The organism is Collimonas arenae, from assembly GCF_000786695.1.
Classification (GTDB): Bacteria; Pseudomonadota; Gammaproteobacteria; order Burkholderiales; family Burkholderiaceae_D; genus Collimonas; species Collimonas arenae_A.
In genome coordinates this window covers 2,654,100-2,678,061 of record NZ_CP009962.1, presented here as the reverse complement: position 1 = coordinate 2,678,061, position 23,962 = coordinate 2,654,100, and the positions used below count along the sequence as shown (strand labels likewise).

The following is a 23,962-nucleotide window of genomic DNA, read 5'->3' as shown; positions in this document are numbered from 1 at the left end:
TGCCTTGCGCGTGATTTATTTACGATACAGTTCAGGACGCGACTTGTTACGCTGTTCGTAAATGGTCTTGGCATCTTCACGCGCCCGCTCCAGCGTGCGCATGGCAGGATCGTCGTCATGCAAGGTGAAAAAATCTGCGGCTTGCGCCCGCATCACATACTTAATGGCAGCTTCATCTTTCAGATCGAAAAATTCAACCATTAATGTGGTGACTTCGTCCAGATATTCTTCGTAGGTCATGATCTTAACTCCTGTGTTTTAGGGTCCGTTCGCATCTCAATTGAGAACACGAACCGCCCCTAGCTTTGCTCACCTTCATCCACTGTGTTACAGGAAGAGCGCAGCGGCCGTATTTTCTCATCAAACAAGGCGAAGGACCAAGTTATCGGATTCCGCCGGCCTTGGCTGGCGGCGTCAGTTCCGTAAATTTGCGCCAGGCACGCTTGATTTTCGAGGTTCTCTGCCGGTCGCCGCTATCCAGCAACGCCAGCGCCAAATCGCAATGGGACTCCAGTTCAGGCTGCTGAACGGCGATCTGCTGCAGCAATCTTCCGGCCACGATGAGGTCATTTGACGCACCCAATATATCTTGCAATTCAGTCAAGCCCTGGACATAGCCCCGCGTCCGCTTAAGCGGGAAGTACGAAGCGAAGAACTCTGCCGCATAGCGCACCTTCTTCGCCGCGATTCTAAGCCGATGGCGTTTTCCCGAGCCTTGGCGCTTGAGTCCCTTGCCGCGTTTCAGCAGTTTTTCCTGCAACCCGGCCAGCTTGCCGCGCGCGAATTTCTTCAAAGGCGCCGATAGCGCGGCGATCTGCTCAGCGCTTTGCTGCTGCCGCCATCGCCTCCCCTCGAGCCAGCTCCCCAACAACAGCAAAAGCTGCGCATAAGCATGGGAACTCACCGCATTTGCCGCAGCGTGGCGATGCTTACCCGCCTCGGCGACAGCCAGTTGCCGCAGCTGATCCAATTTCGATTCACCCTGGCTGCGCCGCATCGCCTCGCTCAACGTGGAGACCGCCAGCACTTCCCAGTCGCGCGCCGGACCTAGCAAGCTAGCCAGCCAGCGCAACTGCGCAGCGATCTCTGGCGTCGGCTGGATAAACTGTTTGAACAAACCCAGCGTAGCGCGCAAACGCCGCAGGCCGACCCGCATCTGATGCAAATGCTCCGGATCGCGGCCATGTATCACGCCATCCTCATTACCCTGAACTTGCGCCAGACAGTTACTCATCAACACCTGGAACCCCTGCTCTATCGTCAGCACCGGCGACAGGCTGACTGGCTGGGCCTTGGCGACAACAGGAGCCTGCGGCGCGTGCATGGCATAGCCGCGCTCGGCCTTGCTGACATTGGCGGCACGCAGCGGCAAGCTGTTTTGCAACTCAAGGGCGACATCGAACAAACTGACCGGGTCGCCCGACTTCAATTCCAGTTCGATTTCGCAGATAGCGACAGATTGGTCGCCATGCAACACCGCCCCCTGGTCCAGCGCCAGCTCGATTTCGGCTCCAGAAGGTATCCGCAGCATCCAGATCGTGCGCCGGAATTGCGTCGTGAAAATCGGCTGCAAGCGCCCTGCAAGGGATGGCGCCGACAATAATTCGGCGACTGCCGAACCTGACTCAATCAGTCCGAGCAAGGCGGGCAAATCCGGTGTTTCTCCGCGGATCTCGGATTCCCATTCCGGCCGCTGATGCAAACCTGCAGCCACCTGACCACCACTTTTGCAGGTCTGTATCATGCGCCGCCCAATCTTGCGCACACGCAAAGCGGTGTGGTTTTGCTTCAGGTGCAGTTCAGGCGTATCGAAATAGACGCTGGTCAGCTGCCGCGCCGGCGGTTTGCTGATTGTAAAATTTTTTAGCAAAGGATGACGCCGGAAGCGATTTACATCCGATGGATCCAGCAGCAGTTTTAGTTCGATTTCCATGTTTTCCAAGGTTAAACAAAATTATAGATAAGGGTAAAGCGATCTGCCAGTGCGATCTCCGCCTGTGTACCGTACTAGCAGTATACGCAGCCTGGCCATACGCAATTGTGGATTTTCAATTGCAAAAACACAATTGACCTGGTAGGACGCTACATCTACACCAACATGCGTTACAAGATCCAGTAATCAGCAAGGCGCAGGCTGGTGTACTGCAACGACACCGGCCTGCGCATTTTCGGGTCTTCTTGATCCAACATTTTTTGAGCACGTTGCAGCACATCGGTCAGATTGGCAGACCATCTTTAGCGCCTTCTCAGCCACATCCCTTAATTCAAGTCTGAAATAACTCTGCGGCTACCGGACAGCCACTTTTGCAGATCCGCATCAAATACCGCCCTACTTCCTGCACGCGCAAAGCGACGTGGTTTTGCTTGATGCATAAATCTAGTGCGTCGAAATAAGTACTGTTCAGTTGCTTCAAGCCCGTTTAGCGACCGCTTACTTTTTTAATAACGGGTGACGCTGAAAGCGATTCACATCGACTGGATTCAGCAATAGTTTCAATTCGACATCCATATTTTCCAATGTAAAACAAGACGACGGTTAACAGTAATGCCGTCCGCTGGAACGACTTCTGCCTTCGCTACATATTTACAATAGCCATGACTTATTAGGGTTGTAGTGCAAATTTAATCGGCATAAATAATATTTATTTGACAACAACATATCAAGACCGCCATTTTACATTCATGCTCACGAGACAACGAATATTTTCCAATCAATAATTTCACACATCATCGTTTATTTTCTTCCATTTCTACTTATTTAACTCAATAAGTCATCAATATAGACGGTAAAGTCACTTGACAATTATTTCCAAAAAGAAATTTATTTATCATATTTTCCAAAAAAATAGTGGCGTACGGCAAATAAAACAACGAAAAAATAGATAAAACAGTTAAATATTTCAAGCGCATTACATCTGCTCACAGATTGATACAAAATGAAATGGCGATGCTCCAGTTGACCAAAGTGTCTGCGGAGTTCGCTCATCAAATGGACATACACAGTCTCTTTTGATGATGGTTTGCAAAACATGCCTTACGGCTGATTTACCGAATTGGCCGTAGCAAAAAGCATGAAGCGAAATTGATCATTTCCTTATAAATAAAAATGGAGCACTCATAGATGAAGAAGACGCTTTTAGCATCAGCAGTCGCCGCAATCGGGTTCATGAACATCCCTCTCGCCTTCGGCGCCGATCAAACCACCACCCCGCCAGATAGCCTTGAACGCATCACCGTTACCGGCTCCAATATCTCCCGCATCAATAAAGAAGGTCCGACCGCCGTCGAGGTGATCAAACGGGACGAGATTGAAAAATCAGGCGCAAGCACAGTCCTTGAATTATTGAGCAAGCTGCCGTCCATTTCGGTCTCACTGGATGGCAACAGCAGTACGTCGTTTGCCCAGGGTGCCGCTTCGGTTGGCTTGCGTGGGCTCGATCCCAAATATACTTTGATTCTGCTGAATGGCCGTCGCCTGGCGAATTACGGTTTTGCCGACGGTGCGGAAAACTCCTTTGTCGACTTGAACAACCTGCCGCTGGCGGCGATTGAATCTGTCGAAATCCTACGCGACGGCGCTTCGGCCATCTATGGCTCCGACGCAGTGGCCGGTGTGATCAACTTCAAGACGAAAAGAAATTATCAAGGCATCGAAGCCACTGCCAATGTCGGCGGCAATCAAAAGGGCGACGGCAGCACCGCCAGCGCCAGCGTCACGGCTGGCTGGGGTGATCTCGACAAAGACGGGCAGAACCTGCTGCTGACGGCAGACATATTCCATCGCGAACCGCTGTTGAGCGACAAACACGACGCCACCGCCAACCGCGATTTCTCGCGCTTCGGCGGCAGTGACAACAGAAGTACCGACCGCTACCTGGGCAGCATCACCGATTATTCGACCGGCGAACCTGGCTACGCCATTCCCGGCTGCCGCGGCTCGGTCGAAGTCAGCAAGGATACCCACGACACGCGTTGTTTCACCAATAATCGCGTCCAGCTTTCACCCAGGACCGTTCGCGCCGGCCTCTCCGCAATCTACACCAAGCGCCTGGGCGGGCAAGATGAGCTGTTTGCCGAAGCCGGTTTCAACCATAGCGAAACCAATGTGCAGTATGCACTGCCGGGATTTGATCCCAACTTCCTCGGCAAGACAGCTGGATCCACCAATCCTGGCCTGGCCAATTTACCGGGACCGAGCGCAGATGGCTCCTTGCAAGGATTCACCCCCGGTGACATATTGCGTGTAGGCCGCAGTATCTACGAAGCGCCGCCGACCATCAACAAGATCACCAGCGACAGCATTCGCCTGGTAGGCGGCTGGCGCGGCACCATCGGCCAATGGGACAGCGAAGCGGCGCTCAGCCTGAACCAGAACCGGTTGAAAGACGCATCCTCCAACTCGGTATTGAAAGATGTTTCATCGGCCTCCTTGCAAAGCGGCTTGCTAGGTAACGGCGGTTATGATCCGTTTGCCTACTGGAATCCCGCCAGCGTAGTGAATCCCATGTTGACGACTACCGAGCGGGTAGCAGTCTCTCGCCTGGAAACCCTGGACTGGAAAATGGCAGCGCCGGAGTTGTTTTCCTTGAATGGCGCGCCAGTCGGATTCGCCTGGGGCGCACAAGCCAGCCATGAGTCGATCGACGATCGCCCAGATCCGCGCAACGTGGCCAACAACATTGTCAATGCGGGGGCTACCGCCAGTAATGCCAGCCGCTCGATCTACTCGCTGTATGGCGAGTTCAATATACCGTTGATGAAACAGGTCGAGATGCAACTGGCCTTGCGCGGCGACCATTACAGCGATTTCGGCAACTCCGTCAATCCGAAGATTGCCGTGGCCTGGCGTCCGACAAAGGAAATACTGCTACGTGGTTCAGCCACCACTTCATTCAAGGCGCCAACACTGCCCGAGATCGGCTCCACTACCGCCGGTTACGCCAACGGCATCGCGGACTTTGCGCGCTGCAAACCACTTGGCTATATCGGCGCGTCATGCAGCTATAGCCCGAGACAATACGCAGTGGGTAATCCCGATCTGAAAGCGGAAAAAGCCAACAACTACTCGCTCGGTATCGTGTTGCAGCCAGCGAAGGGCCTGTCGGCATCTGTAGACTGGTACGCTATCAAGCAACGCAACACGATCCAGGCGCTGGACCCGCAATACATTGTCGACAACGAAGACATCATCCCGGGTTATGCCGCACTGGTCGGACGCGACCCACGCAATCCGGCATTGGAAGCAAGATATCCTGGCCTCACTAAAGGCCGCATCAACAGCGTGACGACTCCCTATATCAACGTCGGCAAGACAGATATCCAGGGCCTGGATATCGATCTTTCCTATGAATTGCCATTGGCGGGCTGGGGCAAGCTGAAGTTCCGCGAAGTCAACAATTACACGCTGACTTACAAACAAAGCGTTACTCCAAATACGCCGCCTGCAAGCAGACTTGACTCTGTCTACCATCCTAGGTGGAACAACTCCTTCCGCACCGCGTATGAATACGCCGACATGGAAGTTGCCTTGACCGCCAGGACGCAAGCCAGCACGTTGAATATCGATGATCCGACCCATACCCAGGATCCCGCCATCACCAATGCGCGTATTCCGTCATTCACGGTGTGGGATTTGAATCTGAATGCCAAGGTCAGCAAGGATATAACGCTCAATTTTGGCGTCAACAACATGTTTGACAAAGCGCCCATTTACGCAAATACAACGTATGTGAACGACTTCGTGCAAAGCCGCAATGATCTGGTAGGACGTTATTTTTACGCGAACATGCGTTATCAGTTCAAGTAATCATCAAGGCGCAGGCCGGTGTACTACAACTACACCGGCCTGCGCATTTTCTGGTTTTCTTGATCCAACATTTTCTAGCACGTTGCATTACACCGGTCAGATCAGCGAATCACCTTCAGCCACCTGCTCAGGCACATCTCATAATCCATATCTACCTTGTAGAAATGACTAATGGAGAAATCCTGTGGCTGTAGCTATGCAAGCTACCAATCCCGCCGCCCTTCTTCAATCATTTCCGCCACCCCCGCTCAAAGCTGTTCGAACCGCCGGCAACGGCGTAGTATCTACTTGTCGTCCCGTAGAGAATTGCACTACATGCCTATTCCGTACCTGAGAAAACTGACTGGCAAGGATCGCAGCCAGCAAGCGAACCGCCATCTGGCGTTTTTCCTGTCTTTTATTGCAGGCGCGATCAATGCCGGCGGCTTTCTTGCAGTTGGGCAGTACACCTCGCACATGTCCGGCATCGTCTCGTCGATGGCGGACAATCTGGCGCTAGGGTCGCTCGGGCTGATGCTGGCCGGGCTGGCTAGCCTGCTGGCTTTCCTGGTGGGAGCGATGACGTCGGCACTGCTGATCAATTGGGGCCGGCGCCAGGAGTTGCAGGCGGAATATGCACTGCCGTTGATGCTGGAAGCTGTTTTGCTGCTGTTGTTCGGACTGTTGGGTGGCAACCTGGAAGGCCATAAATGGCTGTTCGTGCCTATAACGGTCGTCCTGCTGTGCTACATCATGGGTCTGCAAAACGCCATCATCACCAAGATTTCGAAAGCAGAGATCCGCACCACCCATATTACCGGCATGGTGACCGACATCGGCATCGAGCTTGGGAAACTGGTCTATTGGAACAGACTCAAGGCGGACCATGGCAGGCCTGACGTCCTTGGCGACCGCGACAAACTGCGGCTCCTGGTTGCGCTGGTGACTTTGTTTTTTTGCGGCGGCCTGACCGGGGCGATGGGGTTCAACCATGTCGGCTTCATTGCCACTGCCCCGCTTGCCGCTACGTTGATGTGCCTGGCCATCGTACCTATTTTCGATGACTTCTTGAAATACCGGCGCAAGGCTTGAACCGACTCATGACAGGAAATGCCTCCAACCTGGCAACTATTTCGCCTAGGCCAAATTCAAGGCATTGGTCAAATCTCCCAGCGGCGCCTGCTGATTTTCCAGGAACACCACATCGCGCGCCACCAGGGCCTCCAGCTTGCGCAAGCCATACACGCGTGTAATGAAGCGCATGATCGAGGTTGTGTCATAGACCGTGTGGTCGACGAACCCCTTCTTTGCATAGGGTGAAATGATTGTCGCAGGAATTCGTGAGCCCGGCCCCCATCGGTCCCCCTTGGGCGGCGCCACGTGATCCCACCAGCCGCCGTTTTCATCGTGCGTGATGATCACCACCATGTTCTGCCATTGCGGTCCGCGCTGCAAATGAGCGATGACATTGGCAATATGGCGGTCGCCGGATTCGACGTCGGCGTAGCCGGCGTGCAGATTGAGATTACCCTGCGGCTTATAAAAGCTAACCTTCGGCAAACGCCCGGCGTCGACATCCGCCAGGAATTTATTGGTGGCAGGATCGTCACCCAGACCGCCGTCCTTCAAATGCGTCTGGCGCGCCTCGGTTCCTGGCGCAAAGCTCTTGAAATAGTTGAATGGCTGATGGTGATACTGGAAATTCGGCACGGCATCGTCGTTGGCCTTGCCGTCGAGCGCCGCTTGCCAGGCGCCGGAATACCAGCTCCAGCTGACGCCCTTCTCCGACAAACGGTCACCGATCGTCGGATACGTCTGCGGCGGCAGCACCATCGGATCGCTGGCGTCGGCATAGGCGGCATCGCCGCCCTTGGCCGGTTTGACGAAACTCGGCTGATATGGCGGCGCCATGGTGTTTACGGCATAGCCATCCGGCGTAATAGCGCGGTCGCGCAAGAATTTCGGCGGGCCGTCAAGCGCGGAGGCCGGATTCTTGTCATCCAGCTTCAGCCGTGTGCCCTTCGGATCGTCGCCTTCCACGGTGGATACATTATGCCGCGCCGGACTGTTATGCACGTCTGGATAGAAAGGCGTCTGGCCGGAAATCAGGAAGATATGATTGAGATAAGAACCGCCGAAAGCCGACATGAAAAAATTGTCGCACAAGGTGTATTGCTCGGCCAGTTTCCACAGGCGCAGCTTGCTGGCGGTTTCGCCATAATGGCCCATGGTCAGGCCGCCGGAATCGGCCCAGGCCACGAACTGGTCGTTCTTGCCACCATTGATCTGCATCTGGTTCTGATAAAACTTGTGCCACAAATCGCGCGTAATCACGCCCTGCGGCAAGGGCTTCCCCTGTGCATCGCTCAGTTTGAACGGCGCGTTCGGTAGACCGGAAATCTGTTCTTCGGCAATCGCATAGCGCCGGCCATCCACTTGCTGCGCCTGCGGCACCAGGCCACCCCATATCTTGGGCAATTGCGCCAGCGGCGTCTTGCCGTCTCGGTCCAGCTGCATCGAGCGCCCTTGCATGGCTTGCGCCAAAGGCCTTTGCACACCTGGAAAATTGCCGTACAGGTTATTGAAACTGCGATTCTCAGCATAGATCACCACGACATGCTGGACCGCCGCTTGCAGTCGCTGATCCAGCAGTTTGTCCTGGCTGGCGTCCGCCACTTGCTGGCTACCGTCGCTGGCGCAGTCGGACAAGGCCAAAGTGGCGCCGACTGCCACCACGCTGCCGAGAAAACGGCGGCGAGTGAAGCCTGTTAGCTCTTCTTCTGTTGTTGATTCCGGTTTTTCGTTTTCATTCATCGATACGATTCACAGTCTTTGTCAAATTTAATGATGACGGGCCGGCTACTATGCCGGCTTCTCTACTTCTTTTCCGGCAGCGGCGTTCTCAGGGTCACAAATTCTTCCGCAGAGGTCGGATGGATGCCGATGGTTTCATCAAATACGCGCTTGGTGGCGCCGGCCCGCAAAGCAACTGCGATGCCCTGGATGATTTCCCCTGCATCCGGGCCCACCATGTGACAACCGAGCACCTTGTCGCTATCGGCGTCCACCACCAGTTTCATCATGGTTTTTTCGTGATAGTCACCCAGGCTCAGCTTCATCGGGCGGAACTTTGCTTGAAATATTTTTACCGTATGGCCAGCGCTACGCGCCTCTTCTTCGGTCAGGCCAACCGTGCCGATGTTCGGCAGGCTGAACACCGCGGTGGGGATCAATTGGTAATCCACCGGATGATATTCCTCGGGACGGAACAAGCGCCGCGCAACCGCCATGCCTTCGGCCAGCGCCATCGGCGTCAGCTGGACCTTGCCGATAACGTCGCCGAGGGCCAGGATCGACGGCTCCGAGCTGCGGTATTGCTCGTCAACCTTGACAAACCCTTTGTCGTCCAGCGCCACGTTGACGTTCTCAAGCCCAAGATTATCCAGCATCGGCCGGCGACCGGTAGCGTAGAACACACAATCGGTTTCCAGCACGCGCTCATCTTTCAGCGTTACCTTCAGACTGCCATCGGCTTGTTTGTCGATCCGCGCGACATCGGCTTTGAACCGCAGATCGACGCCCTTTTTCTGGAATTCTTCATTCAGATGCTCTCGGACGCCCTGGTCGAAGCCGCGCAAAAACATGTCGCCGCGATACAGCAAGCTAGTCTTCGCGCCGAGGCCATGGAAAATCGAAGCGAATTCAACGGCGATATAGCCGCCGCCAATCACCAGAACGCGGCGCGGCAACTGCTTGAGAAAAAAAGCTTCGTTGGAGGTAATCGCATGCTCTTTGCCAGGAATTTCCGGCACTTGCGGCCAGCCGCCGGTGGCGATCAGGATATTGGCGGCGCTGATGCGCTGGCCGTTGATTTCGACCGTGTGCGCATCCAGTAATCTGGCATGGCCTTCGTGCAGAGCGACGCCGCTGTTGAGCAACAGGCCCCGATAAACTTCATTGAGCCGATGGATCTCGCGATTCTTGTTGGCGATCAGGGTCGCCCAGTCGAATTGCGGCTTGCCGGCAGTCCAGCCGAAACTGGAAGCGACATCGAAATCGTCGCTAAAATGCGCTCCGTAGACCAGGAATTTTTTCGGCACGCAACCGACATTGACGCAAGTGCCCCCGAGGTAGCGGCTCTCCGCCACAGCTACGCGGGCGCCAAAGCCGGCAGAAAAACGGGCGGCGCGCACACCGCCGGAACCGGCTCCAATCACAAACAGATCTACATCGAAAGACATTGGCATTCTCCTTGGCGGCCCTACAGCGATGAACAATGCCGAATCTTACGCCATTACGCCATAGAGAGTTTGCGGGTGAGCCCGGCTTCGTAAATCTCCTGGGACATTAATCCAGCAAGCTCTCATTCCACGCATGCACGGTCTGCTGCTGCTCGCCCAAGCCTTCGATACCCAGCCTGACCACATCGCCGTGCTTGAGGTACAGCGACGGTTTCTGGCCCATGCCGACGCCGGGAGGCGTACCGGTGGAAATGATGTCGCCTGGATAAAGCGTAGCGAACTGGCTGATGTAATGGATCAGGAAAGCGACATTGAAAATCATGGTCTTGGTGCTGCCGTTCTGGAAGCGCTTGCCGTTGACTTCCAACCACATCGACAGGTTTTGCGGATCGCCGACTTCATCGGCCGTGACCAGCCAAGGTCCGACCGGACCAAAGGTGTCGCAACCCTTGCCCTTGTCCCACGTGCCGCTGCGTTCGATCTGGTATTCGCGCTCAGAGACGTCATTGACGACGCAATACCCGGCCACATGCGACAGCGCCTGGTCCAGTTCGACATAACGCGCCTTGCTGCCGATGACCACGCCGAGCTCGACTTCCCAGTCGGTCTTGACGGAATTCTTCGGCATCACGATTGGGTCGTTCGGTCCGCTGAAGCAACTGGTCCATTTGTTGAATAGCACCGGCTCCTCCGGCACCGCCAAACCGGATTCAGCGGCATGGTCGCTATAGTTCAAGCCGACGCACATGAATTTTCCTAGGCTTGTGAACGGCGTGCCGATACGGCCTCGGGAAGTAATTTCAGGCAGGCTTGCGGCATCGACTTTACGCAATTGCGCCAAACCTGCGGGCGTCAACTGCTCTGCCGTGATGTCTTTGATGATGCCCGACAAATCACGCAACTTGCCGTCGGCATCCAGCATGGCTGGTTTTTCCTGCCCCTTGGGACCTACTCGTAATAGTTTCATCTATCGATTCCTTATATTTTCCTAGCCTGCCGTAATATGCTGGCAGTCAGGTATTGACATGCCGTTCAGGCACATAGGTCAATTATTGATTGGTCCGTCCATTAAACTGGAAGAGTAAAAGCGAAGGCACTCACTGTCAAACATGGCGCTATGCAATACAGCCCGTTTTACGTCAAAATACGAGGCCTGACCCGTTGCGGGTTTCACACCGTTTTCAACAAACTAAGCGAACCATCTATGTCGAATATTAATTTACTGCTGGGTTTTGCGCTGGTCGCCTTCGGTATGGTGTTGACGCCCGGCCCGAACATGATCTACCTGATTTCGCGTTCGATCTGCCAGGGTCCCAAGGCCGGCTTCATTTCGCTGGCCGGCGTCGCTGCCGGATTCTTGTTCTATATGTTGTGCGCGGCATTCGGCATTACCGCATTGCTGTTCGCAGTGCCGCTGGCCTACGACATATTGCGTTTTGGCGGTGCAGCCTATCTTCTTTACCTGGCATGGCAAGCGATAAAACCGGGCGGCCGTTCGCCTTTCGCGGTGCGCGACCTGCCGCAAGACAGCAATCGCAAACTGTTCTTCATGGGCCTGTTCACCAATCTGCTCAATCCCAAGGTCGCCTTGATGTATCTGGCGCTCATGCCGCAATTTATCGATCCGCACGGCGCTAGCGTCCTGGTACAGTCGCTGCAGCTGGGCGTAGTCCAGATTTTGATCAGCATCACCGTCAATTCGATGGTCACGCTGGCGGCCGGCAGTATTGCCGGCTTTCTTGGCACGCGGCCGAGCTGGCTGTTGATCCAGCGCTGGCTGATGGGTACCGTATTGGCAGGACTGGCAGTGCGGATTGCGTTGCAAGCAAAAAAATAAGGAAGCCGCCGGCGTCGATTATTGGCTAATATGCAAGTCACCCAAGAGATTTGGAGTTGTCTGAATGCCGCATTTGCCGTTTGCCCTGATTTCCGTCGTCGTTCTGCTGCTGCACGCTGCCGGCATAATCGCCGCGATCCATGCACTGATGCATACGCGCACACCGCAGGGCGCAGTGGCCTGGGTATTCGGCCTGGTACTACTGCCCTACTTTACGCTGCTGCCGTACCTATTCCTCGGCAGTAAGCGCTTCTCCGGTTATATCGAACTGCATCACTCCCGCCTGGCGCGCCTGCGCCAGCTGGACGATCCGGCGATACTTACGCTGGCTACGCAATATCCGCCGCATCCCGGCGCACAGCGCTATCAAGCCATCAGCGAGATGCTGGGCGTACCGTTTCTCAGCGGCCATCGCTTGCGTCTGCTAGTCAATGGCGCAGCCAGTTTCGAAGCGATGTTTGCCGCCATTGCCAGCGCCGAGCATTATCTGCTGGTGCAGTTTTTCATCATTCACGATGACGAGCTTGGCCGCAAGCTGCAAGCGGCGCTGCTGGAACGCGCCGCCGCCGGCGTCCGCGTGTATGTGCTGTATGACGGCGTTGGCAGCCACGACTTGCCCCCGTCCTACAGCGCGATCCTGCGCGCCGGCGGCGTTGAAATCCATCGCTTCGCCACCCGCCGCTGGCGCAACCGTTTTCAGCTCAATTTCCGCAATCATCGCAAGGTGGTGGTGGTGGATGGCTGGCGCGGTTTTGTCGGCGGCCTCAATGTCGGCGAGGAATATCTCGGCCACAAGCCGCCGCTGGCGCCCTGGCGCGATACGCACATGGAATTGCAAGGACCGGCGGTTGCGGACCTGCAGCTGGCTTTCGATGAGAACTGGCAGTGGATCACTGGCCAGCCGCTCAGCTTGTCGGCACCGCGCCCGGCCGACGGCCATGCCACCACGTTGATCGCGGCCACCGGCCCGGCCGATGCGCAAGAAACGTGTTCGCTGCTGTTCGTCCAGGCGATCCACGCCGCCCGCCACCGGCTGTGGTTGACCACGCCCTACCTGGTGCCCGATTCGGCCGTCAACGCCGCGTTGCAACTGGCGGTATTTCGCGGCGTCGATGTCCGCATCCTGATTCCGGCCATCGCCGATCATCGCACCGTGTTCCTGGCATCAACCTTGTACGCGCATGAACTGGTGCGTTCCGGTGTGCGCATATTCCGTTACCAGCCCGGCTTCACGCATCAGAAAGTCATGCTGATCGACGACGATACTGCCTCGGTCGGCAGCATGAATCTGGATAACCGCTCGCTACGATTGAATTTCGAAATCACCGCACTCAATATCGACAAGGCCTTCGCTAGCGAGGTCGAGACCATGCTGCTCGCCGACTTTGAACAAGTGGTCGAAATCGACGTCACCGATTATGCCAAGCTACATTATCTATACCGCGTTCTGATCCATATCGCGCGGCTGGTCAGTCCGCTGCTTTGAACCCAGCCTTGCAGGCGAAGCCACCTCGGAGAAAATATGACGCAACATAAACCCGCCGGTCACAATGCCGTCTCACCTTACCTGCTAGTGAAAGACGTGAAAGCCATGCTGGCCTTTCTCTCGGCCACATTCGATGTAGTTGAAATCTACAAAATGGCGCTGCCTGACGGTTCGATCAAACATGCGGAGGTAAAAATTGACGACTCCGTCGTCATGCTGGGCGAACGTCCGGACAGTCGTGATCCGGTCGTCTGCTCCCCCCATGTGTATGTACCTTCGGCAGACGTTTGCTATGGAAAAGCGCTCGCCGCCGGTGCAACCAACATCTCCGAACCGAAGGACCAGCCATATGGCGACCGCAGTGCCGGCATACGCGACCCGGAGGGAAATATCTGGTGGATAGGTACGCATCTGGCCAAGGCTTGACTATCACATATCAAAATAGCATCAATATAAGCAGATAAAAATCTGCTCTCGATAGCTGTATTTATATACAGTAGTGGTATCCTATGCCCGTATCGAATATCTGACATCAAACGCCTTATGCCTTCGCCAATTCGTCGTATCGCACACCTGGATATGGACGCTTTCTACGCGTCGGTGGAGCTGCTGCGTTATCCCGAGCTGCGGGGGCAACCGGTAGTCATCGGTGGCGGTTCCCGTCATCAGCCAGACGTCGGTGAAGATGGTAGCCTGCATTTCCACAAGCTGCGCGACTACGTGGGCCGCGGTGTCGTCACTACTTCCACCTATGAAGCACGCGCGCTCGGCGTATTTTCCGCGATGGGGATGATGAAAGCCGCCAAGCTGGCGCCAGACGCGCTCCTGCTGCCGACCGATTTCGAGTCTTATCGTCACTACTCGCGGCTGTTCAAAAACGCAGTCGCCGGGATTGCACCGCTGATAGAAGACCGCGGCATCGATGAAATCTACATCGACCTCAGCGACCATGATGAAGATGTCCGGTCGCTGGCGCAACGCATCAAGGACGCCGTGCGCGAAGCCACCGGCCTGTCATGCTCGATCGGCATCGCCCCCAACAAGCTATTAGCCAAGATCTGTTCGGAACTGGATAAACCGGATGGCATCACCGTCATCACTGAAGCCGATATCCCAACCCGCATCTGGCCGCTGGCAGCCAGGAAAGTCAATGGCATCGGTCCCAAGGCAGCGGAAAAACTCACCGCGCTAGGATTACACACCATCGGCGACCTGGCCGCCGCCGACCCGGCCCTGCTGCAAGACAATTTCGGGCGCACCTACAGCGAATGGCTGATGCGTATTTCCCATGGATTGGATGAGCGCCCCGTGGTCACCAGCTCGGAAACCAAATCGATCAGCCGCGAATCAACGTTTGAACGGGATCTGCACGCCAAGCTGGATCGCGACACACTCACGCCGATCTTTACAGATCTGTGCGTGCGTCTCGCCGGCGACCTGCAAAGGAAGGGATATGTCGCGCGGACCATCGGGATCAAGCTGAAATTTTCCGATTTTCGCGGCGTGACGCGGGACTTGACCTTGCCGGATGCGACGGATGACGCTGCGACAATCCGGCAGGCTGCGGGAGAATGCCTGCGCCGGGTGAAGCTGGACCGGCGCCTGCGCTTGCTTGGGGTACGTGCTACGGCACTGTCAAAGAAGGAATTTGCCGACAGCGCCCCAATGTTGGCGCAGGGTGAGTTGTTTGACGATGCATGCTAGATGACAACTTCACTCAAGATTTTCACAAGACGAAGTGTCGGCGCTGACGCTGATTTGATGGGCCAAGTACGCATACAACACCTGTTAGACACCCAAATTGCTTTTTTCTCCATTGTTCAGTAAATTGCTGGCAGCGGCCACTCGCGCCGATAAAAAACAGGGAAGAAGACACCAGCTATGAGTCAAGCGGAGAAGATTTTTACTGAAATCTATCAAGGTAACAATTGGGGCAGCAACGAATCGGTTTCCGGCCCCGGATCGGAACTTTACCGGACCCGGCACTTGCAGAGGGAACTACCGTACATGCTGGACGAGCTCAATATCCGCTCGATGCTGGACCTGCCCTGTGGCGATTTCAATTGGATGCAACATGTCGACCTCTCCAGGGTTGACTATATCGGCGCCGATATCGTACCGCAACTGGTGGAACGCAATCGCGAGCGCTTTAGCCAGCCCGGCCGGCAATTCGTGCAGCTAGATTTGTTGCATACGCCCCTACCCAGAGTAGATGCAGTGTTTTGCCGTGATTGCCTGGTGCACCTGCCATTGCAGGGGGTTTTTACGGCGCTCAAGAATATCTGCGACAGCGGCGCCCTGTACCTGCTGACTTCCAGCTATTCCTTTCGTGGTTTTGACGCCAATGGCGAGATTGCGCTAGGTGAATGGCGTCGCCTGAATCTGGAGCTGGGGCCTTTTCATTTCCCTGCCCCCAGCCGTTATATCATCGAGGGTTCGGATGAGAGCGAAGGCCGTTTGTCAGACAAGGTCATCGGAGTCTGGCCGGTCGATCAGATCAAAAAACGCCTCGCGGCGCTCTAAGTCCTCAAAATCCCTGCGCCAAACGACACAGGGATTTTGAGGATGGTTGCATCAACTCCTTTGCGACATGGCGTCGTCGTCCGCCATGTAGACCGAGCGATAAGGCTCGTCCCAACCAAAATAGTGGGTCAACAGCGTATCGCCAGTGGTGAATTGGGGCGGTGTATTGATAGTAAGGCAATCGACAATCGACTGTTCGTTGAGTTTGCCCGCGCTGCGCAATGCTTCGATGGTATGAAATTGATCGCCCTGGCTGCTGTAGACCGACGATTTATCGTCGACCTGATTGACGCATTGCCATATTTTTTCCAACAGAGCAGCGTTCTCAGCGGTATTGCGAAAGGCCATAACGCCTGAGTTTAGCTCCCAGCCGCCGATATCCTTGGCGAACAGCAAGTCGCGATTTTCCAGCAGCGGCTCCAGTTTTTTGGACTGATTGGTGAACAAGACGTCGGCATCTATCCAGATCACCCAATCGTGGTTTGCCAGATGACGCGACAGCAGCCAGCTCTTGACCCATGAACCAGCGATATTGCTATCGAGCTGCTCCGGAATGGCGCGATACACGTGATAGGCATAGCCATGCCGGTCGCAATAGCGTTTTACGTTGTGTTCGGAAACGCGAGCATAACTGGCGATGTTCTCGGTATACAGTGTCACCAGCGCAATTCTTCCCTGTGGATTAAAACTGGATTGCGCCTCGCTCGACAGCGCAGGATAGACCGGCATCTTCATCAAGGGCAAACCGTCAATCAACGCACCGTTGGCCTGTCGTACCAGCAAATTCTTCATTCGCAGGTCAAACAGAGTGTGGTACTCCGGATCGCCTGCGGGTGATGCCCAAGACGCCAGGCTGAGCACGAAAATCCGGGCGGCATGCCAATTCGGTACAAGCCAGTTGACGTTGATATAACAATCCCCCTGCCTGGCATTGATTTCCAACATCGGGAAATTTTCCAGTAGACGCAGCTCGGTTTGCCCGGCGCAATCGCGAATCAGGTTCTTGTGCAGCGTAAAAATGATGTCGTGCAAAATTTGACGATTGCTTGCCGTATTGCGCAGCGCCAGCATATTATTCATGGCGAAGGTAGGCTCGTCGGATGAAGCACGGCTCGGCCCCCTTATCACTAAGGTCTCTCGCCCCTCGAGCAAGATTTCCATTGCAACCGGATACAAGATGACTGCGTCATGATTCAACATCAAGACCCAATCATTCTCGGCGCAAGCCCGCAATTGCTGCAAGAGCAGATGATATTTATATGCCTGCCGCAGCGTTGGATGGGCGATATGCGAGGTTTCTACCCATTTGTGCGGGTAGTCGAACAGGCGGCAGTAATGCTGGTGATTGCGTAAAATTTGCTGATCCAATTGCTCGAACACACTGATGCATAAAGCCATATTACTTCTCCGTTTCCGAATTTCTCGTCATCGACGTAGCGTCAGTTGCATATTTTGACATAAGGAGGAACAAGGGTCTAATCTAGCAATAGCAAGTCATCGAAATATCGTGTTCACCCACACCATGTGTTGTTGAACGATCCGGACAGCTCGTAACGTGAGCGCAAAGCTTTCGGATATTTCTGGAGTGGTATGTCGGTGGAGTTAGGGGCCGGTCAGCTCAACAATTCGGCTCTTTATCAGGCTGTGGAAGACATTAAATTTCACACTTGATTGCGGCACACAGTCAACGCTCGCCATTGCATTTCTCCATCTGATCCAATAACCGACGCCAGAAAATTTGTATAAATAATTGTTCTGTGCGTGGCCCTTTTTTCAATCTCGCTTGGCATATCAAGTAAGACTCCCGAAGGGAGCGTTACGTCTCCGGGGTTGCCCATTATATCTATCGGCAATCACGGAGCGCCATTGACAAAGGGAGTTATATGCCGAAGATCCGGTTGCAATCGGTTGTTGAACGTCGTCTTGAAGAATTTCACCTGCAAAAAAATGGCGTGACGCCGGCCATGGCTCTGCAGCCTGCCATCGCTTCTACGTCCTCAAGAAAAAACTATTTCCCGCATTTGCCGTGGCAGAGTTTTCTCAAGCAACGCCAGTTGGTGGCCGCGATTTTGGGCGCACTGGGATTGACGACAATCGCCCCGCACGCCGACGCCATGAACATGCATGTCAATGGCAACCAGATCATCCTGTCCGGAGATGTGACCGTCAACGATGGCGACCTGTTTGCCGACATGCTAGGACGGCTGCGCGAAAGCGGCAGAAAAATTGATACGCTGGTCCTGCGCAACTCGAACGGCGGCGCGACGTTTTCCGGTTACGCAATTGCCGACATGGCGCGCCGCTGGGGGCTAAAGACGGTCGCATCGGGATATTGCATCTCGTCTTGCTCAGGCATGCTGATAGGCGGCGCGCAGCGCGCCTTCGCTGACAACGACCAGCCCTGGATGGCGCATACGCCGGTCAGCGATTCGGTCGGCCAGTTCATCGGCATCCACGGCGTCAGCATGGGCGACGCCTATGCGGATGCAAAGACGCAGAAAGATTGGTACGAATTCTTTGTAAAAGGTCTCGGCACCACAGGCCAAGACAACACCCTGGTCAAGGACGCCTTCAGCGATCACGGCGCATCCTTTGCCAGGATATGGGACCCGGCCTCCGGCAAAAATCCAGGAATCTACTGGTGCCATTCGGATTGCAGCAAACCGGATCAGTACCGGGCCTATCCACAGAACGACGTCTACAACACCAGCTTCATCACACAGCGAAAACCGGAGACCACCAACGATACGCTGGTCATTAGCAAAGATGTCTCGGGCAATATCAATCCCAATTATTCCAACCTCGACAATCCTGGCGCGCGCGATCCGTTTACGCCTTTCGAGAAGCTACTGCTCAATTACGGCATCTCGATTTCTGGTGATGGTTTCTTCAAACAGGCGAGCCAGCAAGATGAATTGCGGTCTGTCTATAACGACGATCCGGTGGGGACAAAAAGCACCGTCAAGAGACTCGTCCTGAATGCGTTCATCAGGAGCTACACGACCGCGCAAATTTTGGGGTTTCTGAAAGATCCCAATTCACGCCTGAGCAAAGATCTGGCGACCATCGACAGCGCCGGTACGCTGATCGACGCCGGCGCCCAATCCATCGAAAATGCCTACGGCGTAATCTCAGTCACCAATGGCGCGACATGGAGTCTGCACAAGAATGAACAAGGTGCAGCCGATAGCCTGATGATCCAGAACGGACGTTTGTTACTCGACGGCGGCACGCTCAATGTCGTCCAGAACTACATAGGCAGCGGCGGCGTGCTCGAAGGCAGCGGCTATATCGGCCAGATGTACTCAAAGAATACGAACACGCCGCAGCTCTGGCTTCGGCAAGGAGCTGTCCTGCATGCTACCGGCGACCTGGAAGTCACCGGACGTCCTGGAGACGGCAGCGGCAAAAATTTCTCAAGTACGCAAGTCAACTTGGATGACGCGACCTTGGCGTTGGATGTCAAACCAGACCAGACGCGTGCGCCGCTGCGCTTCGAAAGCACGATCGTGCCCTCGGACAAAAATAGCGGTTCCTACCTGGGGGACTTCCAGTTCTACAGAGGCGGATTCCTGCTCATCAGCCCGCGCTCCTCTCTCGCCCTCAACATCAAGCCCGGCTTTTACCCGACCGGCAAGGTCTATGCACTGCTGAAAGGCGAACTCACCACGTGGCTTGGATGGCTACGTTCCAATAATCCAGCCGCCTTCCAATCGCTGACGGCAGCAAAGCTGGCCGAATATGAAAAAATGCTGTCCACCAAAGCCTATTTACTGGAGCAGAATTTCGCACCCAGCCAGTTCACGCATCTGGTGCGCGCCGATGCCCAAGGCAACCCTGTCGCCGGCTACGATATCGACCCCACCGCCGACGACGCCCAGAAGATCGCCTTCCAACCCTTCGCCGACTCACTGATCAGCTATCACCTGCAGCAGGACAAAGGCATCACGCTGACGGCGGACGATGCCTTCCTCGGCAAGCACGCTCTCTGCAACCGCGCCGGTTGCGATTTGGGCACTGCGCTTAGCAACGCCTCCCGGCAAGACAGTTCGGCGCTGTCACCACTTCTGGGCGCCCTGCAATTTTCGACCAACGCCCAGGCCACGCACGTACGCCAACAGATCGAAGGCGCCGGCTACGCCGCCCAGCGTAGCGCCGCGCTATACCTGATCAACGATTTCAGCACAGCCTTGACCCAGCATCTGTCAGCGCCAGATCGCAGCGCCGAGCAGCAAGTCACCGCCGCTACAGCGGCAGCGATACCGCTGAACTCAGGCAATCCCGGCCGTGCTGTCGATGCCGCCGGCGTCTTGAGCTACCTGGGGGGTGACGGTGGCGGCGATGACGCCGCAGCTAAATCCGGCGCAGCAAACAAGGACGTTAATCTGTGGGGTCGCGTATTCGGCCACTACGGCCATCTCAACGGCCAGGATCAGATGTCGGCCTGGCGCCAAGACAGCGCCGGGTTGATGCTGGGCCTGGACCTGCGCGCCAACGAGCACATGATATGGGGCGCTGCACTTGGTTATGGCACACAAAATGTCAACGGCGCCGACAACGGTTACCGCGGCCAGGCCAATGCCATAGATGGCCGCCTTTACCTGCGCTACACCAACGAGCGCCACTACGTGGATGCGTTCGCCGGCATCACCCATCTCAACAGCTCCGCCACGCGTTCGGTAGACCTGAGCGCATCGCAACTGCCATTCTCCGCACAAGCCCAGGCGCGCAATACCGGCAGCGCCTTCTCCCTGCATCTGGAACATGGCTGGAACCTGCAAGACCAGCAAGGCTGGCTGTGGCAACCTATCCTGCCAACCGTCGATCTGGTGCGCCTGCCAAGCGTCGATTTTCAGGATAACGCCAGCGATCCGTCCATCGCCCTGTCGGTACATGCCGGTCAAGTCCTGGATAGCCGCATAGGCGCAGGCCTGCAAGTCGCCAAGACTTTTACCTTGACGACGACCGAATCCGGCACACCCGCCAGTTGGACGCCGCACGCCCGTGTCCTGCTACAGCACGCCTTCAACAGCAACTCGGGTCATTTCACCAACAGCTTCGCCAATACCCTCGAGGCAGGAACATTTACCGTGCGCGGGCCAGAGGCTGGCCGCGACCATCTGCAACTCAATCTGGGGGTAATGGCTCATCGTAGCGGCGCCTGGGCTTTCCTGGTTGACTATACGGGGGATATCGCCGCACGCAGCCAGGATCATGGTGTGGCTGCGGGGATGCGATATAGCTGGTGAAGCTTGTCTTGTCTCGAGGTTTAGCGCGGGCTTAAGACAGTTGAAGCGGATCCGCAATCGGGACTCGGGTGAATTCAGGTTCGCCGAGCAATCCTGAACTTGCGGACGGGACTGGCAGGATTGTCAGCGGTTGGAATAGCGATTATAGTGACACGTCCCTGAAAAAGAAGGGGCCGGGTTTTGCAGCCTGATTAACAAAGCGCACAAACCGCGCAATGCGGTTTTTTTGTGTGTACACCTTTGCGCGTTCTCTATGGGCGGCGATGGTGGGGAGCCTTCGGGCTGCCGGGTGCCTTTGTTACCGGTCTGCAAACCTTGCTATCTGCCGCCCTCCCGTTTTGCAGCGGGAAGCGACTTAACGCTAACAAAGGAGTCCGCAATGACTAGCACACGCACACCTCAAAAAAATATTTCGCGCCTGCATCATCATTTCAATGACGCGTCGCCGCAACCGCCCGACCTCGCCAAACAAAATCCCACACAAACCATTCCCGATCCCGCTACCGTTGACGAAGCGAGGAGGCTCACAGCTTCCTTTTATCAGGAAGAGGATCCAGAGATTTTGTGGATTCGTCTTAACGGGAAGGGAATCGAGCGTGCTGGGTTTTCACCTTATTCACCAGTCGCGGTCAGGATTATGCATGGCTGCATTGTGATCACCAGCAATTGATACGGGATTGATCGCACCGTCTTGACGCCTGCGATCTACTTGGAACATGGGCGCCCTGGGACTATATTTTTCTGTCCGGGAAGCCCGGATTATCTCTACCTGCCCCCGCGCCTTTGTGTGCTTCCGTGCTTCATGCGTACCTTCAAAGATGCGAGGAAAATAAAAAAGCGGCTTACGCAAAGCCGCTTTATAGTTCGAACTACCGCAGATAACAAACTGACCAATTACTTGGCTGCAGCCGTATCACCGGTAAAACTGAGCGAAGGCAATTCCTTGGTAGCTATCTCTTGCGTTTCCAAAGTCGGGTTGACGTGTCCCGCCAACAATCCCATCGATACAGAGGTCCGTACGTATTTGGTTTCGCCGGCATCCAGCGCAAAGCTCAAGGTTTTTTCGACTTCGGTAGAACTGGCTGCCACGTATTGGCCAGCAGGGCGATCAACGTAGAAGAAACCACCCGGTTGCGATTTACCCACGACCGTCTGATTCAAACGAACTTCCGGCTGAATCGCGGCACCCATCATTGAAGAAGAACGGAAGAAATAAATCCGGCCTTGATCTGCCTTCAGGGTTGGAATGGAACTCGCCATGTCCGAATATTTTGCGCCACTAGCTGCGCAACCACTCAACAGCACGGCCAGTGCTGCTGCGACAAACAATGGGCGGGACAATTTAATCATTTGAGACATTTCCTATGGTTAATGCTACGTGGTGGGATAAAGCGGAATAATTTGATTCACCAGGCAGATAAAATCCGACCAGAGCAGCCTCGGAAATCACCAGATAGGCTTCATGTACTTGCAGGCCTTCAATCGTGAATACGCTCTTGACCGGACGAAATACCTGTCCCTGCGGCAAATCGCCTGCATAACGCCAAATGGAATCCAGCGCTATGTCGCGTTCGTAACCAGTATCCAGGGTGATATGCGCTTTCTTCAAAACACGAATCTGCGCTGGCGCCTGGGTTGACGTCACCAGAGCAATCTTGGCTGGAGCCGTCTCCACTGCACACGCTGAAAGCCCCAGACTGACAACCACAGCAAGAATTATCGATATTCTTTTTAACATTTGCTCTCCCTGCATTCGTTTTAATTTATTTTTTAACACATTTGCAATCTGCCAAATTGCATCAGAGCAACAACACAAAAATTGCAACATAATAAATAAATCTGCAGTCGCTTGAGAAGACTGAAGTTGCTGCATTGTCATTGAAAAAGTCGGGGATCAGCGGACAGTGAAATGATGAGCAATGCGCCCCAGGAGTCATGAGTCGAAAAGCAATCATTCGCTCTCAAGCTTAATAAGCTTAATAAGTTCACCGAGAATCGCCACCGTATCCCAGGTGCTCCTTGGCCGATAACTTAGGGAGAAGTTATGCGCGACGAACGATACGCAGGCGTATTCGAGATGATGTGGTCAAGTAAGTGTGTGAAGGGTCTGGCCGTGCAATGGCACATTGTTTGGTTGAAGACGCCCTATCACTTCCCAGCAATCACCTCAACGCAATACAACCCCCAAGGACAAAGCGCAAACCGTTGCCCAAGCGGCTTTTGCGCCATTTCAGGAACCCGGTCGGCGTCGTAGATGGCGAAGATCGGACCGAAGCCGCCTATGGCCAATGGCATGCCGTCAATCTGCGTCGCCAGGATATAGCCTTGTTTGCGTAGCTGATCGAAGCCGATCTGCGGCATGTAGCCGTCAACCGAATGGAACACGATCTGCGTACCTGCCGCCTTGCTAGCGCCGAGCGTATCGAGCACTTCGGCCAGGCGCGGGCCGCGCAGCTGATGCGGCTTGCCATCGTATTCCATGGTCGGATTAATGGTAACTTGCGGCAGCTTGCCCAATGCGGCGAGGTCGAATGTGAAGGCACGGTTGAATTTCACATTTTGCTTGTGCATCATCTGGTCGATCACGGGATCGGTGGGACCTCGGTTGCTTCGATCGATGGCGCCGGCGATGGTGAGGATGGCCGGACCGGTCGGCTTGGCATCCTGGATGGCGCTATTTACAGCCAATGCGGGCAATGCAGACGCGCCCAAAGCGCTGGCGATGGATGCAGCGGCGGTCGAAATGAACTGGCGTTTTTTCATTCATGGCTCCTGGGTGAATATGGCTTGCTACATGCAGTTGCGTTGCCAGCAATTGTAGAAGCGCTTCCACCCAGCCGT

Annotated in this window: 17 protein-coding genes and 1 pseudogene; 9 read left to right on the top strand and 9 right to left on the bottom strand. The window is 55.1% G+C overall.

What is annotated here, in order from left to right:
- Positions 1 to 15 precede the first annotated feature (15 nt).
- Positions 16 to 240, bottom strand: coding sequence for a hypothetical protein (locus tag LT85_RS11880; protein ID WP_038488968.1), 225 nt, complete (start codon positions 238 to 240; stop codon positions 16 to 18).
- Positions 241 to 382: 142 nt separating this feature from the next.
- Complete coding sequence (locus tag LT85_RS11875; RefSeq protein WP_052135105.1) at positions 383 to 1,933, bottom strand: CYTH and CHAD domain-containing protein; 1,551 nt, start codon at positions 1,931 to 1,933, stop codon at positions 383 to 385.
- Positions 1,934 to 3,166: 1,233 nt separating this feature from the next.
- Here LT85_RS11875 and LT85_RS11870 point away from each other — a divergent pair.
- Positions 3,167 to 5,806: a TonB-dependent receptor plug domain-containing protein gene (locus LT85_RS11870; RefSeq protein WP_052135104.1), complete on the top strand. Its 2,640-nt coding sequence runs from the start codon at positions 3,167 to 3,169 to the stop codon at positions 5,804 to 5,806.
- A 315-nt stretch (positions 5,807 to 6,121) separates the two neighbouring features.
- Positions 6,122 to 6,850: pseudogene (locus tag LT85_RS11865) on the top strand (YoaK family protein); the annotation flags it as partial.
- A 72-nt stretch (positions 6,851 to 6,922) separates the two neighbouring features.
- Here LT85_RS11865 and LT85_RS11860 read toward each other — a convergent pair.
- The 3 genes from LT85_RS11860 to LT85_RS11850 all read right to left on the bottom strand — a co-directional run bounded on the left by LT85_RS11860 (position 6,923) and on the right by LT85_RS11850 (position 10,993).
- A complete protein-coding gene (locus LT85_RS11860) occupies positions 6,923 to 8,599 on the bottom strand; it encodes an acid phosphatase (RefSeq protein WP_038488962.1) in 1,677 nt (558 codons plus the stop codon).
- Between the two features lie 62 nt (positions 8,600 to 8,661).
- Positions 8,662 to 10,026 (bottom strand): glutathione-disulfide reductase, encoded by a 1,365-nt coding sequence (gene gorA / locus LT85_RS11855; RefSeq protein WP_038488959.1) that lies wholly within the window; start codon positions 10,024 to 10,026, stop codon positions 8,662 to 8,664.
- 106 nt (positions 10,027 to 10,132) lie between these two features.
- On the bottom strand, positions 10,133 to 10,993 hold the full coding sequence (locus LT85_RS11850) for a fumarylacetoacetate hydrolase family protein (protein ID WP_038488956.1): 861 nt from the start codon (positions 10,991 to 10,993) through the stop codon (positions 10,133 to 10,135).
- A 237-nt stretch (positions 10,994 to 11,230) separates the two neighbouring features.
- On the opposite strand from LT85_RS11850, the gene LT85_RS11845 reads away from it, so the two are divergent.
- From LT85_RS11845 to LT85_RS11825, 5 genes are all read left to right on the top strand, one after another.
- Positions 11,231 to 11,863: a LysE family translocator gene (locus LT85_RS11845; protein ID WP_038488953.1), complete on the top strand. Its 633-nt coding sequence runs from the start codon at positions 11,231 to 11,233 to the stop codon at positions 11,861 to 11,863.
- 64 nt (positions 11,864 to 11,927) lie between these two features.
- Positions 11,928 to 13,349 carry a cardiolipin synthase gene (cls, locus tag LT85_RS11840; protein ID WP_081992301.1) on the top strand — a complete coding sequence of 474 codons (1,422 nt, stop codon included), beginning with the start codon at positions 11,928 to 11,930 and terminating at the stop codon, positions 13,347 to 13,349.
- A gap of 36 nt (positions 13,350 to 13,385) precedes the next feature.
- On the top strand, positions 13,386 to 13,775 hold the full coding sequence (locus tag LT85_RS11835) for a VOC family protein (RefSeq protein ID WP_038488950.1): 390 nt from the start codon (positions 13,386 to 13,388) through the stop codon (positions 13,773 to 13,775).
- Positions 13,776 to 13,892: 117 nt separating this feature from the next.
- Positions 13,893 to 15,053 carry a DNA polymerase IV gene (gene dinB / locus LT85_RS11830; protein WP_038488947.1) on the top strand — a complete coding sequence of 387 codons (1,161 nt, stop codon included), beginning with the start codon at positions 13,893 to 13,895 and terminating at the stop codon, positions 15,051 to 15,053.
- Between the two features lie 177 nt (positions 15,054 to 15,230).
- Entirely contained in the window at positions 15,231 to 15,872 is a 642-nt protein-coding gene (locus LT85_RS11825) for a class I SAM-dependent methyltransferase (RefSeq protein ID WP_081992298.1), read from the top strand.
- A 51-nt stretch (positions 15,873 to 15,923) separates the two neighbouring features.
- Here the strand turns inward: LT85_RS11825 and LT85_RS11820 are convergent, their stop codons facing one another.
- Positions 15,924 to 17,270, bottom strand: a complete 1,347-nt coding sequence (locus LT85_RS11820) for a galactosyl transferase GMA12/MNN10 family protein (RefSeq protein WP_038488945.1) — start codon at positions 17,268 to 17,270, stop codon at positions 15,924 to 15,926.
- 485 nt (positions 17,271 to 17,755) lie between these two features.
- Between LT85_RS11820 and LT85_RS25410 the strand changes: the two genes are divergently transcribed.
- Both LT85_RS25410 and LT85_RS11810 read left to right on the top strand, forming a co-directional pair.
- The gene (locus LT85_RS25410) at positions 17,756 to 21,121 is read left to right on the top strand and encodes an autotransporter outer membrane beta-barrel domain-containing protein (protein WP_052135102.1); all 3,366 of its coding nucleotides are present in this window, start codon (positions 17,756 to 17,758) and stop codon (positions 21,119 to 21,121) included.
- 379 nt (positions 21,122 to 21,500) lie between these two features.
- On the top strand, positions 21,501 to 21,791 hold the full coding sequence (locus LT85_RS11810; protein WP_038488942.1) for a SymE family type I addiction module toxin: 291 nt from the start codon (positions 21,501 to 21,503) through the stop codon (positions 21,789 to 21,791).
- Positions 21,792 to 22,015: 224 nt separating this feature from the next.
- Here the strand turns inward: LT85_RS11810 and LT85_RS11805 are convergent, their stop codons facing one another.
- The 3 genes from LT85_RS11805 to LT85_RS11795 all read right to left on the bottom strand — a co-directional run bounded on the left by LT85_RS11805 (position 22,016) and on the right by LT85_RS11795 (position 23,884).
- Positions 22,016 to 22,471 carry a DUF2846 domain-containing protein gene (locus tag LT85_RS11805; protein WP_038488939.1) on the bottom strand — a complete coding sequence of 152 codons (456 nt, stop codon included), beginning with the start codon at positions 22,469 to 22,471 and terminating at the stop codon, positions 22,016 to 22,018.
- Positions 22,464 to 23,000, bottom strand: coding sequence for a hypothetical protein (locus tag LT85_RS11800; protein WP_253273721.1), 537 nt, complete (start codon positions 22,998 to 23,000; stop codon positions 22,464 to 22,466). Before LT85_RS11800 ends, LT85_RS11805 begins: the two co-directional genes overlap by 8 nt.
- Before the next feature lie 269 nt (positions 23,001 to 23,269).
- On the bottom strand, positions 23,270 to 23,884 hold the full coding sequence (locus LT85_RS11795) for a molybdopterin-dependent oxidoreductase (protein ID WP_038488933.1): 615 nt from the start codon (positions 23,882 to 23,884) through the stop codon (positions 23,270 to 23,272).
- Positions 23,885 to 23,962 lie beyond the last annotated feature (78 nt).